The sequence below is a fragment of the Bacillus sp. TL12 genome, from assembly GCF_022625245.1.
In the GTDB taxonomy this organism is placed as follows: Bacteria; Bacillota; Bacilli; order Bacillales; family Bacillaceae_G; genus Bacillus_A.
On the sequence record NZ_JAJJBY010000023.1, the window covers coordinates 29,925 to 44,830 of the forward strand.

General features: G+C 39.1%; 17 protein-coding genes and 1 tRNA gene. 9 read left to right on the forward strand and 9 right to left on the reverse strand.

Annotation, left to right across the window (positions count from 1 at the left end):
• Positions 1-15: 15 nt before the first annotated feature.
• The 9 genes from eno to LOK41_RS19140 form a co-directional block, all read right to left on the reverse strand.
• On the reverse strand, positions 16-1,311 hold the full coding sequence (eno, locus tag LOK41_RS19100; RefSeq protein ID WP_241817862.1) for a phosphopyruvate hydratase: 1,296 nt from the start codon (positions 1,309-1,311) through the stop codon (positions 16-18).
• A gap of 33 nt (positions 1,312-1,344) precedes the next feature.
• Complete coding sequence (gene gpmI, locus LOK41_RS19105) at positions 1,345-2,874, reverse strand: 2,3-bisphosphoglycerate-independent phosphoglycerate mutase (RefSeq protein WP_174101001.1); 1,530 nt, start codon at positions 2,872-2,874, stop codon at positions 1,345-1,347.
• Positions 2,871-3,626, reverse strand: coding sequence for a triose-phosphate isomerase (gene tpiA / locus LOK41_RS19110; RefSeq protein WP_174101002.1), 756 nt, complete (start codon positions 3,624-3,626; stop codon positions 2,871-2,873). The genes gpmI and tpiA overlap by 4 nt, the downstream gene beginning before the upstream one ends.
• Positions 3,627-3,658: 32 nt before the next feature.
• Positions 3,659-4,843 (reverse strand): phosphoglycerate kinase, encoded by a 1,185-nt coding sequence (locus tag LOK41_RS19115; RefSeq protein WP_098492710.1) that lies wholly within the window; start codon positions 4,841-4,843, stop codon positions 3,659-3,661.
• A 134-nt stretch (positions 4,844-4,977) separates the two neighbouring features.
• On the reverse strand, positions 4,978-5,982 hold the full coding sequence (gene gap / locus LOK41_RS19120) for a type I glyceraldehyde-3-phosphate dehydrogenase (protein ID WP_241817863.1): 1,005 nt from the start codon (positions 5,980-5,982) through the stop codon (positions 4,978-4,980).
• Positions 5,983-6,008: 26 nt separating this feature from the next.
• Positions 6,009-7,037, reverse strand: a complete 1,029-nt coding sequence (gene cggR / locus LOK41_RS19125; protein ID WP_241817864.1) for a sugar-binding transcriptional regulator — start codon at positions 7,035-7,037, stop codon at positions 6,009-6,011.
• Between the two features lie 136 nt (positions 7,038-7,173).
• A complete protein-coding gene (locus LOK41_RS19130) occupies positions 7,174-7,419 on the reverse strand; it encodes a glutaredoxin family protein (protein WP_241817865.1) in 246 nt (81 codons plus the stop codon).
• Positions 7,420-7,428: 9 nt separating this feature from the next.
• Positions 7,429-8,739, reverse strand: a complete 1,311-nt coding sequence (gene rpoN, locus LOK41_RS19135) for an RNA polymerase factor sigma-54 (RefSeq protein ID WP_174101007.1) — start codon at positions 8,737-8,739, stop codon at positions 7,429-7,431.
• 709 nt (positions 8,740-9,448) lie between these two features.
• Positions 9,449-9,524, reverse strand: a tRNA-Arg gene (locus LOK41_RS19140).
• A gap of 180 nt (positions 9,525-9,704) precedes the next feature.
• Between LOK41_RS19140 and LOK41_RS19145 the strand changes: the two genes are divergently transcribed.
• The 9 genes from LOK41_RS19145 to LOK41_RS19185 all read left to right on the forward strand — a co-directional run bounded on the left by LOK41_RS19145 (position 9,705) and on the right by LOK41_RS19185 (position 14,902).
• The gene (locus LOK41_RS19145) at positions 9,705-9,911 is read left to right on the forward strand and encodes a DUF1657 domain-containing protein (protein ID WP_174101008.1); all 207 of its coding nucleotides are present in this window, start codon (positions 9,705-9,707) and stop codon (positions 9,909-9,911) included.
• Positions 9,912-10,026: 115 nt separating this feature from the next.
• Positions 10,027-10,515, forward strand: a complete 489-nt coding sequence (locus tag LOK41_RS19150; RefSeq protein ID WP_241817866.1) for a YhcN/YlaJ family sporulation lipoprotein — start codon at positions 10,027-10,029, stop codon at positions 10,513-10,515.
• Positions 10,516-10,549: 34 nt separating this feature from the next.
• Positions 10,550-11,026, forward strand: a complete 477-nt coding sequence (gene spoVAC / locus LOK41_RS19155) for a stage V sporulation protein AC (protein ID WP_174101010.1) — start codon at positions 10,550-10,552, stop codon at positions 11,024-11,026.
• On the forward strand, positions 11,027-12,043 hold the full coding sequence (gene spoVAD / locus LOK41_RS19160) for a stage V sporulation protein AD (RefSeq protein ID WP_241817867.1): 1,017 nt from the start codon (positions 11,027-11,029) through the stop codon (positions 12,041-12,043).
• Positions 12,040-12,390 carry a stage V sporulation protein AE gene (gene spoVAE, locus LOK41_RS19165; RefSeq protein ID WP_098610244.1) on the forward strand — a complete coding sequence of 117 codons (351 nt, stop codon included), beginning with the start codon at positions 12,040-12,042 and terminating at the stop codon, positions 12,388-12,390. Before spoVAD ends, spoVAE begins: the two co-directional genes overlap by 4 nt.
• A gap of 11 nt (positions 12,391-12,401) precedes the next feature.
• Positions 12,402-12,608 carry a DUF1657 domain-containing protein gene (locus tag LOK41_RS19170; RefSeq protein ID WP_174101012.1) on the forward strand — a complete coding sequence of 69 codons (207 nt, stop codon included), beginning with the start codon at positions 12,402-12,404 and terminating at the stop codon, positions 12,606-12,608.
• Between the two features lie 21 nt (positions 12,609-12,629).
• Positions 12,630-13,499: a DUF421 domain-containing protein gene (locus tag LOK41_RS19175; RefSeq protein WP_241817868.1), complete on the forward strand. Its 870-nt coding sequence runs from the start codon at positions 12,630-12,632 to the stop codon at positions 13,497-13,499.
• A 239-nt stretch (positions 13,500-13,738) separates the two neighbouring features.
• Positions 13,739-14,320, forward strand: coding sequence for an ATP-dependent Clp endopeptidase proteolytic subunit ClpP (clpP, locus tag LOK41_RS19180; RefSeq protein WP_174101014.1), 582 nt, complete (start codon positions 13,739-13,741; stop codon positions 14,318-14,320).
• A gap of 354 nt (positions 14,321-14,674) precedes the next feature.
• Positions 14,675-14,902 carry a DUF1858 domain-containing protein gene (locus LOK41_RS19185; RefSeq protein ID WP_241817889.1) on the forward strand — a complete coding sequence of 76 codons (228 nt, stop codon included), beginning with the start codon at positions 14,675-14,677 and terminating at the stop codon, positions 14,900-14,902.
• Positions 14,903-14,906 lie beyond the last annotated feature (4 nt).

A 14,906-nucleotide genomic window follows, 5' to 3' on the forward strand; every position in this document is an offset into this window, starting at 1 on the left:
CGTTATTTTCTACAATTACTTCTTAAGGTTGTAAAAAGATTTTAAACCATCGTAAACAGCGATTTCGCCTAGTTCGTCTTCGATGCGTAATAATTGGTTGTACTTAGCAATACGGTCAGTACGGCTCATAGAACCAGTTTTGATTTGGCCAGCGTTAGTTGCAACTGCGATGTCAGCGATTGTAGCATCTTCAGTTTCACCAGAACGGTGAGATACAACTGCTGTGTAACCAGCACGTTTAGCCATTTCGATTGCTTCGAAAGTCTCAGTTAAAGTACCGATTTGGTTAACTTTAATTAAGATTGAGTTAGAGATACCTTTTTCGATACCTTCAGCAAGTTTTTGAGTGTTAGTTACGAATAAGTCGTCACCAACTAATTGAACTTTGCTGCCGATACGCTCAGTTAATAATTTGTGACCATCCCAGTCGTTTTCGTCTAAACCATCTTCGATAGAGATGATTGGGAAGTCTTTGCAAAGCTCTTCGTAGAAATCAACCATTTCTGCAGAAGTTAAGCCAGTACGGCCTTCGCCTGCAAGGTCATATTTACCAGTTTCTTTGTTGTAGAACTCAGAAGAAGCAACGTCCATTCCTAAGAATACGTTCTCGCCAGCTTTGTAACCAGCTTTTTCGATTGCTTCGATGATTACTTCTAATGCTTCGCGGTTAGAACCAAGGTTTGGAGCGAATCCACCTTCGTCACCTACTGCAGTGTTAAGACCTTTGTCATGTAATACAGCTTTTAATGCATGGAATACTTCAGCACCCATACGGATTGATTCTTTGAATGTTGGAGCACCAACTGGTAAGATCATGAACTCTTGGAAGTCCACGTTGTTATCAGCGTGAGAACCACCATTGATGATGTTCATCATTGGAGTTGGTAATTGTTTTGCATTGAATCCACCAAGGTAACGGTATAATGGAAGACCTACGAAGTCAGCTGCTGCGTGAGCTACTGCCATAGATACACCAAGGATAGCGTTAGCGCCTAGTTTACCTTTGTTTGGAGTACCATCTAATTCGATCATAGCGTTGTCGATACCAGCTTGGTCAGTTACGTCGAAACCAACGATTTCTGGAGCGATAATTTCGTTAACGTTGTTTACTGCGTTAACAACACCTTTACCAAGGTAACGAGATTTGTCACCGTCACGTAATTCTACTGCTTCGTGCTCACCAGTAGATGCACCACTTGGTACGATAGCGCGTCCGAATGCGCCGCTTTCTGTGTAAACTTCTACTTCTACAGTTGGGTTACCACGAGAATCAAGGACTTCGCGAGCATAAACATCAATAATTGTTGACATAATATTTTCTCTCCTTTTATATATACAATTTAATTATTTAATAATTGTTTTACCTGTCATTTCTTTCGGTTGTTCAACACCAAGAAGTGTAAGCATTGTTGGAGCGATATCTCCTAAGATGCCACCTTCACGTAATTCAACATCATTTTTCGTAACGATGAAAGGAACCGGGTTCGTTGTATGAGCTGTCATTGGTTGTCCGTCAGAAGTTAACTCCTGGTCAGCATTACCATGGTCAGCAGTAATAAGTGCTACACCATCTTTTGCAAGAATCGCTTCTACAACTTTTCCTAAACATTCGTCAGTTGCTTCTACTGCTTTAATTGTTGGTTCCATCATCCCAGAATGGCCAACCATATCACAGTTTGCAAAGTTAAGAATGATCACATCATGTTTATCATTTTCGATTTCATTTACTAAAGCGTCGGTTACTTCGTAAATGCTCATTTCAGGTTTCAAGTCATACGTTGCAACCTTAGGTGAGTTAATTAAAATACGCTCTTCTCCTGGGAATTCAGCCTCACGACCACCGCTAAAGAAGAATGTAACGTGCGGATACTTTTCAGTTTCCGCGATGCGAAGTTGCTTTAATCCCGCTTGCGCAACAACTTCACCTAATGTGTTATCAAGGTTCATTGGCTTGAATGCCACGTAACCATCTACAGTTTCACTAAAGTGTGTCATACAAACGAATTCTGGAATGCGAGGTACTTTTTCACCACGATCGAACTCACGGAAGTCTTCATTTGTAAATACACGTGCAATTTGAATTGCGCGGTCTGGACGGAAGTTATAGAAGATAACTGCATCATCATCATTGATTGTTGCAACTGGCGTTTCATCTTCATTCACAATTACAGATGGCAATACGAATTCATCATAGATACCATTTGCATAAGAATCCTCTACACATTCATGTGCTGATTTATAAGTAGGTCCTTCGCCATTCACCATAGCACGGTAACATTTTTCTACGCGATCCCAACGCTTGTCACGGTCCATGGAGTAATAACGACCGGAGATAGTCGCGAATTGTCCTACGCCTGTTTCTTTAATTACTTCATTTGTTGCATCGATATAACCTTTTGCTGTTTGTGGTCCAACATCGCGGCCATCCAAGAATGCATGGATGTATACTTTCTCCACGCCTTCTTTTGCAGCTAAGCGAAGAAGAGCAAACATGTGGTTCATGTGACTGTGCACACCACCATCAGAAAGTAAACCGAATAAATGAAGAGCAGTACCTTTTTCTTTTACGCTTTTAATTGCATTTTGGAAAGTTTCGTTCTTATCGAACTCACCTTCACGAATTGCAACGTTCACACGTGTTAAGCTTTGATATACTACGCGGCCAGCACCGATATTTAAGTGACCAACCTCAGAGTTACCCATTTGACCTTCTGGAAGACCTACTGCCTCACCACATGCTGTAAGCGTTGTATGAGGGAACTTGTTCCAGTAACCGTCGAAATTAGGTTTCTTAGCTTGTGCTACAGCATTCCCGTAAGTTTCTTCACGTAGTCCGAAACCGTCAAGAATGATTAAAGCTGTTGGCTTTCTCATTTTACCGCCCCCAGAAGACCTAAGAAGGAAGCAGGCTCTAAGCTAGCACCGCCAACTAAAGCGCCGTCGATGTCAGATTGTGCCATGTATTCTTTAATGTTTTCTGGTTTTACGCTACCGCCGTATTGAATACGAACAGCTTCTGCAGCTGCTGGAGAAACAGCTTCTGCAACAACTTTACGGATATGCGCACATACTTCGTTTGCATCTGCAGAAGAAGAAGATTTACCTGTACCGATTGCCCAGATTGGCTCATAAGCGATAACAGTTTCTTTAACTTGCTCTTCTGTTAAACCTGCAAGTGCTTTTGTCACTTGACCTGCTACTAGATCAAATGTTTTTCCGCTTTCGCGCTCTTCTAAAGTCTCACCACAGCAAACGATTGGTGTTAAACCATGTTCAAATGCTGCAAGAGTCTTTTTGTTTACTGTTTCGTCTGTTTCAGCAAACATTTCACGACGCTCAGAGTGGCCAAGTACTACGTAGCTCACTTTTAAGTCGCTAAGTGCTACTGGGCTAATTTCGCCAGTGAATGCACCATTTTTTTCGAAGTGCATGTTTTGTGCACCTACTTTTAAGTCAGTTCCTTCAGTTGCCGCTACTAAGCGCTCTAAGAAAAGAGCTGGAGAGCAAACTACTGCATCAACAGCTGAAGCTGCTGGGATTTGACCTTTTACTTCCTCTACGAAGCTAACTGCTTCAGATAGAGTTTTATTCATTTTCCAGTTACCTGCGATAATTGGTTTACGCATGCTTTGCACCGTCCTTTTTCTTTGGCTGCTACTTATTTGTCGTTAAGACAAACTACACCTGGAAGTTCTTTACCTTCCATGAATTCTAATGACGCACCGCCGCCAGTAGAAATGTGGCTCATTTTATCAGCCATACCGAATTTTTCAACAGCTGCTGCAGAGTCACCGCCGCCGATAACAGAGTATGTACCTTCTGCATCTGCTAATGCTTGTCCTACTGCTTTTGTACCTTCTGCAAATGGAGTCATTTCAAACACACCCATTGGTCCGTTCCATACAACAAGCTTAGAATTTTTAATTACATCAGCATAAATTTCACGTGTCTTTGGTCCGATATCTACGCCTTCCCAAGTTTCAGGAATTGCATCAATACCTACAACTTTTGTTGTTGCAGTTTCAGAGAATTCTTCTGTGATTACAACATCAACTGGCATGTAGAAGTTTACGCCTTTTTCTTTCGCAAGTTCCATAAACTCTTTTGCTAAGTCAATTTTGTCATTTTCACATAGAGATTGTCCGATTTCATGTCCTAATGCTTTAACGAATGTGTAAGCAAGGCCACCACCAATGATTAGATTATCAACTTTGTCAAGTAGATGACGAATTACACCGATTTTATCTTTTACTTTCGCGCCACCGATGATTGCTGTAAATGGGCGTTCTGGGTTAGAAAGTGCTTTACCTAATACTTCTAACTCTTTTTCCATTAAGAAACCAGATACTGCTGGTAGGTAGTCTGCGATACCTGCTGTAGAAGCATGAGCACGGTGAGCTGCACCGAATGCATCGTTAACAAAAAGATCAGCAAGAGCTGCAAATTCTTTTGCTAGTTCTGCATCGTTCTTTTCTTCGCCCGCATAGAAACGTACGTTTTCAAGAACTAATACGTCGCCTTCGTTCATTGCTGCAACCATTTCTTGTACAGCTGGTCCGAATGCTTCGTCTGCTTTTTTCACATCTTTACCAAGAAGCTCACCTAAACGTGCAGCTACTGGAGTAAGACGCATTTCTTCTACTACTTGGCCTTTTGGACGACCTAAGTGACTTGCTAAAATAACTTTCGCACCTTGCTCTACTAAATATTGAATTGTAGGAAGAGCTGCACGAATACGAGTCTCGTCTGTTACTTTGCCATCTTTCATAGGTACGTTGAAGTCAACGCGGCAAAATACTCTTTTACCTTTTAAATCTACGTCACGAATTGATTTTTTGTTCATTGGATTTCCCTCCGACTAGTTAGGATTGACAAAACCCATTCAAAAGCTTATCACATTTGCTTCTAAAACGAAAGAAGAGAGAGGGAACAAACCCTCTCCCTCGTTTTGTCATTGATAACTTATAAACTTAAGAATTAAAGACCTTTAGCAGTCATGTATGCAGCTAAGTCTACTACACGGTTAGAGTAACCAGTTTCGTTATCGTACCAAGAAAGTACTTTAACCATGTTACCTTCCATTACCATTGTAGATAATGCATCGATTGTAGAAGAGTTTGTGCATCCGTTATAGTCGATAGATACTAATGGCTCTTCGCTGTATCCAAGGATATCTTTTAATTCGCCTTCAGCAGCTGCTTTGAATGCTGCGTTTACTTCTTCAACTGTTACTTCTTTATCAAGTTCAACAACTAAGTCAACAAGAGAAACGTTAGCAGTTGGAACACGTACTGCGCCACCGTTTAATTTACCTTTAAGTTCTGGTAATACTAATGCTACAGCTTTAGCAGCACCAGTAGATGTTGGGATCATGTTTTCAGCTGCTGCACGAGCACGACGTAAATCTTTGTGTGGTAAGTCTAAGATTTGTTGGTCGTTAGTGTAAGAGTGAATTGTTGTCATCATTCCGCGTTTTACGCCGAATTTTTCGTTTAATACTTTAGCGAATGGAGCTAAGCAGTTTGTAGTACAAGAAGCGTTAGATACTACGTTGTGGTTAGCTGCATCATATTCTTCGTGGTTAACACCCATAACTACAGTGATGTCTTCGTCAGAAGCTGGTGCAGAGATGATAACTTTCTTAACTGATCCACCTAAGTGTTTTTCAGCGTCTGCTTTTTTAGTGAAACGTCCAGTAGATTCTACTACGATTTCTACTCCGTAGTCGCTCCATGGTAATTGAGCTGGGTCACGCTCAGCGATAACTTTAATTTCTTTACCGTTAACAACGATGCTGTTTTCGTTAGCAGATACTTCTGCATTTAAAGTTCCGTGAACTGTGTCATATTTTAAAAGGTGAGCTAATGTTTTAGCATCTGTTAAGTCGTTGATTGCTACTACTTCTACCTCAGAGTTGTTAAGAGCTGCGCGGAATACGTTACGTCCGATACGTCCAAATCCATTAATACCAATTTTAGTCATTTGAATTTCCTCCTTGGGGGATTATATTAAAGGGTAATACCCTTTGTTAATTGTTTTGCTGCACCTTCATCTGTAATTAGAATCGAAGTGTGCCCTTGTTTAATTACAGCCTGTATTGCTTTTGCTTTTGAAGAACCTCCAGCGACTGCAACAACGTTAGATACATTTTGTAAATCTCTTAGTTGCATGCCAACCGTTTGTACTTTATGAACGACATTACCTTGTTCATTGAAGTAATAACCGAAAGCTTCGCCGACTGCTTCACTTGCTTTAATTTTCATCCAATCTGCTTCTGAAGTATTTCTGCGACGTGCCATTGTTAACGCATCGCCTATTCCATGAATGACGATATTGGAAGATCGAATCAACTCAAGAACTTCTTTCACGGAAGGCTCAGTCACAATGGACGCATATGCTTCGCTACTAACATGGTCTGGAACATACAATAAGCGGTAATTGCTCATCGTATTCTTTGCCATTTTCGCACAAATGGTATTGGCTTCTAATTCGACGCCTTCTCCAATTCCACCACGCGCTGGGACAAATAGCATATGTAAATCTTTGCAATCTAGTTGCATCATGTCCGCAACGGCAGCTAGCGTTGTTCCTCCAGCCACAGCAACGATATTATTCGCTGTCAGACGGTCTTTTATACAAGTTACACAAGCACGGCCCATCTCCAATTTGACCCAAGGTGATTCATCACTATCACCAGGGACAACGAAAACTTCATCCAAGTCTAATGTTTCCTTAAGCTGTTTTTCTAAAACCTTTAACCCGGAAATTTCTTTCATAAAGTCTTCCAAAGCAAGAACCACAGTTGTTCCTTCTTCTGTTAAAGTCATTCCAGAAGAGGCGACGTGAACTAAGTTTTGTTCTTTCAAAACTTGCACTTCACTTCGCAATACTCGTTCTGTCATACCAAGACTTGCAGATAAGTTTCTTCTTCCAATCGGCTGCATAAGACGAATGTGCTGAAGAATTTGCATTCTTGTTTGCATAACAGGTAGCAGATCAGGTAATAATTTTTTTGTATTTTGAATCCATGAGCGCATATCTTTTCTCCTCACTGCATCGGTTCATTTTCTCCCCGTGGTCATTTTATGTCCCGTAGTGACATTTTGTGTCCCACTAGGTTTAAAAAAATAATCCCTGCTACGTGTATTATTGTAACAGGAGATAGAAACTTATTCAACTCTTAACTACATTCTTTATATAGTTTATTATGACATCTTTGTGAATGACACCGTATTCTGCCTGTTTTCCGTCAATTTCCACAACAGGAATCATAATTTGATACTTTTCTAAAAGCTCATCATCTTCATATATATCTATTTCCTCAATTTCAAAGGAATATTCATGTTGCACTTCTTTCAAAAGCTGTTTTGCTTTTTCGCAAAGACCACAGTCTGTTTTCGTATATAAAACAACTTTCATCTTCTTCACCTATCCAATTGTTTTTCTTAAAGAAGAAGCAGGAATGTTCATTTGTTCTCGATATTTCGCAACCGTTCTTCGTGAAATAACGATTTCATGCTCTTCTTCTAACAATTTCGAAATTTTTTGATCTGAAAGTGGTTTTTTCTTATTTTCTTGCTCTACAAGCGTTTGAATTAATTGTTTGACACGCTTTGTAGAAACCGCCTCATCTTCTGTTGTAACCACTGCGTTACTAAAGAATGACTTCATTTCAAACAAACCATGTGGCGTCTGCACATATTTATTACGTGTAGCACGACTAATAGTAGATTCATGTACGCCGAGTTCCTCTGCTACCTCTTTTAAAGAAAGTGGCTTTAAATACTCAGGACCTTTCCAAAAGAAATCACGTTGTTTCTTCATTATAATTTCCATTACTTGCAGAAGTGTTTGTTTTCGTTGCTTTAAGCTGCGCATAATCCACTGTACATGCTGATACTTCTCAGATACATAGGTAGCCACTTCACTCTCACTATTATGAAGAAGCGCACTATACTCCGAATGAATTTCAATTCTCGGCATGTTACGTTCATTCATTTGCAACACAAGCCGATCATCGCCTTCTTTTTTCACAGCCATATCAGGAACAATATAATGCGGCTTCTCAGAAGAAAACGCAAGCCCTGGTTTTGGCTGAAGCGATGTAATACAATCAACAGCTGACTGTAATTCCTCATTACTACATTTCATAAGATGGGCAAGCTTTCGCCAATCTTTCTTAACAAAATACGGAAAATATTCATCCACGATCATTTCTGAGAATACATCTCTCTTTTGTAAGCGCTTCAATTGAAGTGAAAGACACTCCTGAATATTACGCGCTCCCACCCCTGCTGGCTCTAACGACTGAACGAGCTCCATAGAGCGTTCTACTACATCAATAGGTGCGGTTAGTAACTCTGCTAATTCTTCATTCGTTTCTTGTAAATAACCATTTCCATCCATGTTCATAATGATGAAAGAAGCTGTTTTTCGCTGTTCTTCATCTATTTTATAATACTGTAATTGATCTAATAAATGTTGCTGAATCGACGTAGAATCTACACTGTAAATCTCCATTTGGTTATCGACTTGTTTGCTTGTACTTTTACTTTTGCTTGAACTCTTTTTCTTTTCCCGCTCAAAGCCATTTAACTCAATAAGGGGATTCTCCATCGATTGCTCATACAAAAACTCCGATAATTCCTGCACATTATATTGGAGCATTGTAATCGCTTGTCTTAATTCTTGTGTCATGGCCAAACGTAAGCTTTGTTCTTGTAAAAGACTTGCCTTCAATCTAATCTCCCCCTTGTTTCTATTGTACAATAAGTTTGGTAAAAGGAGAATCCTGCGCAGATACCCATTCCAAAATATTATTAATTTATATGTATTAATGACGTTTACATCTTACAACTGCAAATTGAATAATATTGAAAGAAAATAATAAAAAGTATGTAAATACGGATAAAAAGACATAAACCCTTTCTTTTTTGAATGGAATAGATGATCCAATCATGCATAGTGGCGGTCAGGGCCCTATTTCGCCCCATGCCTCGTTAAAACAGAAAGATATAACGAGTGAAGATCTTTTTTTGTTTCCACGGCCGTGAGTTAGGTGACGGGAAGTCGAAATAAATTGACGAAATGACCTAAAACCTTTCTTTTTTGGGTGGAAGAGAGGATCCAATCATGCATAGCAGCGGTCAGGATCTTATTTCGCCCCATGCCTCGTTAAAACAAAAAGGCATAACGAGTGAAGATCTTTTTTTGTTTTCATAGAAGTGACGTATACGTTTGAAAATCAAAATAACTAAACAGAAATTTTATTACCTAATACCAATACTAACTCTTATAATTAGATATAACAAGATAGAATCGCTTGTGACGAGATAATCATTGTGTATATTGTCGAACAGTCGATATGGTGTGCCGAATCACCGATATATCTTGATAAGCGCTCAATAAAAAAAGTCCTAACTTACAAATGTAAGTTAGGACTTTTTGACGCGCCCAGAGGGATTCGAACCCCCGACAGACGTGGTACCGGAAACCACCGCTCTATCCAACTGAGCTATGGGCGCATGAATAATATACTGGTAATTATATCTCCTTATGTCAATGTACGCAACTACTATTACGCAAAAAAGCTCCCTCCCATTTCTTCAAAAAAACGTCACCAACCTAAATTTGGAAATCATATTTTCACCCCTATTCACAAATCATAACCTTTGAATTCATATTCCATAAGGAGGCTTCATTCGATGACTGTAATTACAAAATTAAAACAAACTGTCGCTGGGTTAAAAAGTGCACAAGCAAGCTTAGAGGGGTTCGCTCTTGATACGGACAACCAACAAGCGAAGCAACTTTTTCAAACAGCTGCGCAGCAAACACAATCCGTTATTGATACTTTAAATCCACGTGTTGAAGAAGTTCAGCAAGAAGAGCCTCAATACGGACAACAATAAATGAAAGTGCCGTTTTATCTTATGGTACACACTTTTTGAGAAACAGAAAAAGGATGATGCTATATCATCCTTTTTCACTCAAATTACATAAAGCAATAGAAATGGAATGATTGCAATGCGAAAATTTAGCACAATTGCCGTGTTATTTATACTCTTACTAGGCTTAACAACAGGATGTACTCATTCTTTAGATAAAGAAGTAAAACAAGAAACTCATAAGAAAACAAAGAAAAAAGAAGAACCGCAGTTAACGAAGGTAAGTATGGAAGAATCTTTTAATCAATCTATATCACATGACGCGAAAAAAAGAGTACTTGCCATGGAAGAAATACTAGAAGCTAGAGCTGCTAACTCTAACACAGATCTTTATGTAGCTGTTAAACCTGAGCATCATGAACGGTTTCAGTTAAAACCATTAAAGTCAAAAATCAAAAAAAAATTTAAAAAAGAGAACCCTACTTTCAATGTCTATGTCAGTACGGATCAAAAGATTTTCATCCTATTAGATAAGCTGGAAAACAAAATTAAGAAAAAAGAAGCCGATAAAGAATACATTAAAAAGAAATTAAAGACAGTTCACGCAGAAATGAACTCTGATACTTAATTGTATGTTCTTTAAAGGAAAAGGAAGGATTCACATGCCAAGTAAAGATAAAGACTTAACACCAGTACAACAAGAATATAAAAAATTTGAGCAACAACGCGAACCGAAAAGACCCGTTTTAAAAAATTGCATAAAAGCTTTTTTTGTAGGTGGTTTTATTTGTTTAATCGGGCAACTCATCTCAACCTTTTATATTACCTATTTTGATTTTAGTGAAAGGTCGGCCGGAAACCCTACTGTAGCAACACTGATTTTTATTTCTATGCTACTTACGGGATTTGGCGTATATGACCGTCTCGCACAATTTGGAGGTGCTGGTACCGCTGTACCTGTTACCGGATTTGGAAATTCTGTTATATCCGCTTGTATTGAACATAAGACAGAAGGCTTTGTCCTTGGAGTAGGTGGCAACATGTTTAAATTGGCGGGATCCGTGATTTTATTTGGTGTATTCGCCGCTTTTGTTATCGGCCTTATTAAAACCATCCTTATCCAATTGGGAGGGCTGTAAATGCTACAAGGACACCGAACATGGGTATTTGAAAATAAACCGGTCATCATCTCAACAGGGGTTATCGGAGGTCCATTTGAAGCAAAGGGAAAAATCCCCGAAGACTTTGATGCCCTTCATGAAGATTTATGGCTTGGGCAAGATTCTTATGAAAAAGCACATAAAGTGTTATTTGAAGAAGCTTGCAGTCGCGCAACCGAAAAAGCCAAGCTTCGAAAAGAAGATATTCAGTTCATTTTAGCAGGTGACCTTATCAACCAAATTACGCCCTCTAGCTTTGCTTGCCGTACGCTCGGCGCTCCCTATATTGGATTATTTGGTGCTTGTTCTACTTCTATGGAAGGGCTTGCCCTCGGTGCAAGTATTGTAAATGCAAAAGGAGCAAAATATTTATTAACAGGTGCATCCAGTCACAATACCGCTGTTGAAAAACAATTTCGCTATCCTACTGAATATGGCGGACAAAAACCACCTACTGCTCAATGGACCGTCACAGGAGCTGGTGCCGCTCTTTTGAGCGATCAAGGAGAAGGACCACGTGTTACATCAGCGACAATTGGTCGAATTGTCGATATGGGTTTAACCGACCCTTTTAACATGGGAGGTGCGATGGCTCCTGCTGCCGTCGATACAATCGAAGCTCATTTACGCGAAAGACAAATTGATGCATCCTACTATGACTTAATCGTTACAGGCGATCTCGGTCATGTCGGACGGGAAATTGCTTATGATTTACTGCATAAGCACGGGACAAAAGTAACAAGCGAACAGTTTCAAGATTGCGGATTACTCATTTATAGAGAAGGTCAGCCCGTAATAGCAGGAGCGAGTGGTCCAGGTTGTTCAGCGACCGTCGTATACGGACATTTATTGAACAGAATGAAAAAAGGAGAATTCAATCGAATACTTGTCGTAGCTACCGGCGCTTTACTATCTCCTCTTACCTTCCAGCAAGACGAGTCTATTCCGTGTATCGCTCATGCCGTATCGATTGAATTTGGAGGTGCAAGGCAATGATTTTTTTCTGGGCTTTTGTCGTCGGTGGGCTCATCTGCGTAATCGGGCAACTTATGTTTGACGTCGGTAAGCTCACACCCGCTCACACAATGTCAACGCTCGTTGTTGCTGGTGCAATACTAGATGGATTTGGTCTATACGAGCCTTTAATTGATTTTGCAGGTGCTGGAGCAACGGTTCCGATTACAAGTTTCGGAAATGCCCTTGTTCATGGAGCCATGGCTGAAGCAGCAAAACATGGTATTGTCGGGGTTATAACCGGAATGTTTAAAGTAACAAGTGCTGGTATATCTGCAGCTATTATCTTCGGATTTATCGGAGCATTATTATTTAAACCAAAAGGATAAGAGGTGTTTGCATGACGGTTGTTGCTAGTGTAAAAACATGTCTCGCTAGTTTAAAAAGTGCACAAGCAGGTTTAAGCACACTTTCACAAAACGCTGCTGAAGAAGAAGCAAAACGAGTTTTCCATGAATGTATGATGGAAATGGACAGTGTAATCGCTGACCTTAACAGTAGAATTTCCGTATTAGAACGAGAAGAACCACAATATAAAGGATTTTAGCTGAACAGGAGGGAATTAACTATGCCTCATGTACCAGATTGGCTGCTTGTCATTATACGCTCCTTAGCTCTTTTAGTTATTTTATTTTCAATGACAAAATTGCTTGGAAAAAGGCAAATTTCACAGCTTTCATTTTTCGAATACGTTGCAGGTTTGACAATCGGTAACATCGCTGCTGAAATTACAACGGGACTAGAGCGCAACTTTTGGCATGGTGTTTCTAGTATGCTTATTTTTTCGCTCATACCATTTTTCGCAGGTATTGTTGCTTTAAAAAACAAGCGACTCAGAAACTTCATTGAAGGAAAAGCGACTATTTTTATAAAAGACGGGAAAGTCCTTGAAGATAATTTAAAGAAAGAAAATTATACAATTGATGAATTACTAGAACTTCTTAGAAAGAAAAATGCTTTTAATATAGCAGATGTTGAATATGCTGTATTGGAGTCGGGCGGTGAACTAAATGTCTTGTTAAAAAGAGACAAACAACCGCTTACTCCAAAAGATATCGGCTTACAAATAGCACCTGCAAAAGAAACACAAACGGTAATTATGGATGGAAACGTACTAGATGAACCACTTTCAGCCAGTGGTCATAATCGTGCTTGGCTTCACGCCGAGTTAGAGAAACTTGGCGTGGTGATAGAAAATGTCTTTATCGGGCAAGTCGATTCTTACGGACAACTTACTGTCGATATATATGATGATAAACTTCAAATGCCATCCCCTCAGGATAGACCATTATTGTTGGCTTCTCTAAAAAAATGTCAAGCTGATCTTGAATTATTCTCATTAGAAACAAAATCGAAATCGGCAAGTCAAATGTATAGCAAAAACGCAAAACAAGTCCAACATATTTTAAATAGAGTAACTTATCTCCTAAAAGAATAATACACAAAAGAACGCTTCTATAGAAAAGGCGTTCTTTTGTTATTTAGCCTATTACATACGTTTAAATTTATATAATTCGGTTATCATGTTGAAGATACATAAGCAGGGAATTTCAAAAACATAGCGAATAAATCATGGTACAACTACATATTTTTTTGATTTAAAGTGGTTTCGTTTGACCTTTATTGACCATAATTGTATTATAAGACTAAGAAAGCTTTCAAAGGAGGAAATAACAGATGAATTTAATTCCTACAGTAATTGAACAAACAAATCGTGGAGAACGCGCTTACGATATTTACTCTCGACTATTAAAAGACCGCATCATTATGCTTGGTAGCGCAATTGATGACAACGTAGCAAACTCAATCGTTTCCCAGCTTTTATTCTTGGAATCTCAAGATCCAGAAAAAGATATTCACTTATACATTAACAGCCCTGGTGGTTCTATCACAGCAGGTATGGCAATCTACGATACAATGCAGTTTATTAAACCAAACGTATCAACAATTTGTATCGGTATGGCAGCATCTATGGGTGCTTTCCTACTTGCAGCAGGTGAAAAAGGAAAACGTTTCGCACTTCCAAACAGTGAAGTAATGATTCACCAACCACTCGGCGGAGCACAAGGTCAAGCAACTGAAATCGAAATTGCTGCAAAACGTATCCTATTCTTACGTGAAAAACTAAACCAAATTCTTGCTGATCGTACAGGTCAACCGTTAGAAGTACTACAACGCGACACAGACCGCGACAACTTCATGACAGCAGAAAAAGCACTAGAATACGGCTTAATCGATAAAATCTTTACAAATCGTTAATATACTTAAAAGCGGAATCGGCTCGTTTAGAATCGCTACCCCAAAAGGCTATCGCACATGCGATAGCCTTTCTTATTGACCACTTCCCAAAATATATCAGCGATTTTTTCAATATATCAGCTGTTTCTCATAATATATCGGCGCAAATTGAAATATATCAGCGGTTCGACACAACATATCGACTATTCGACAAAATACCCATTCTCCCCCACCCTCTCCATACACATTTATTCCATATCGAAAAGTGACAAACTTGTTAATAAAACAAATGTGTGATTTGGCTCACAATTTTATTCCAATCTTTATGTTACAGTTTAATTGATAATTCATATCAATTGTTTCGAGGTGAGAATGATGATAAAACAAATTAATTTTCATCATACTGTTTATGATTTAACGACTCAATATCCTGAAATTATCCCAATTCTAAAGAACCTTGGATTTGAAAATATAACGAAACCTAATATGCTACAAACAGCCGGCCGTATAATGACTATTCCGAAAGGCTGCCGAATGAAAGGTATTTCATTAGACATAGTAAAAGAGGCTTTTCAAAATAATGGATTTAACATTAACGAGTAGAGGA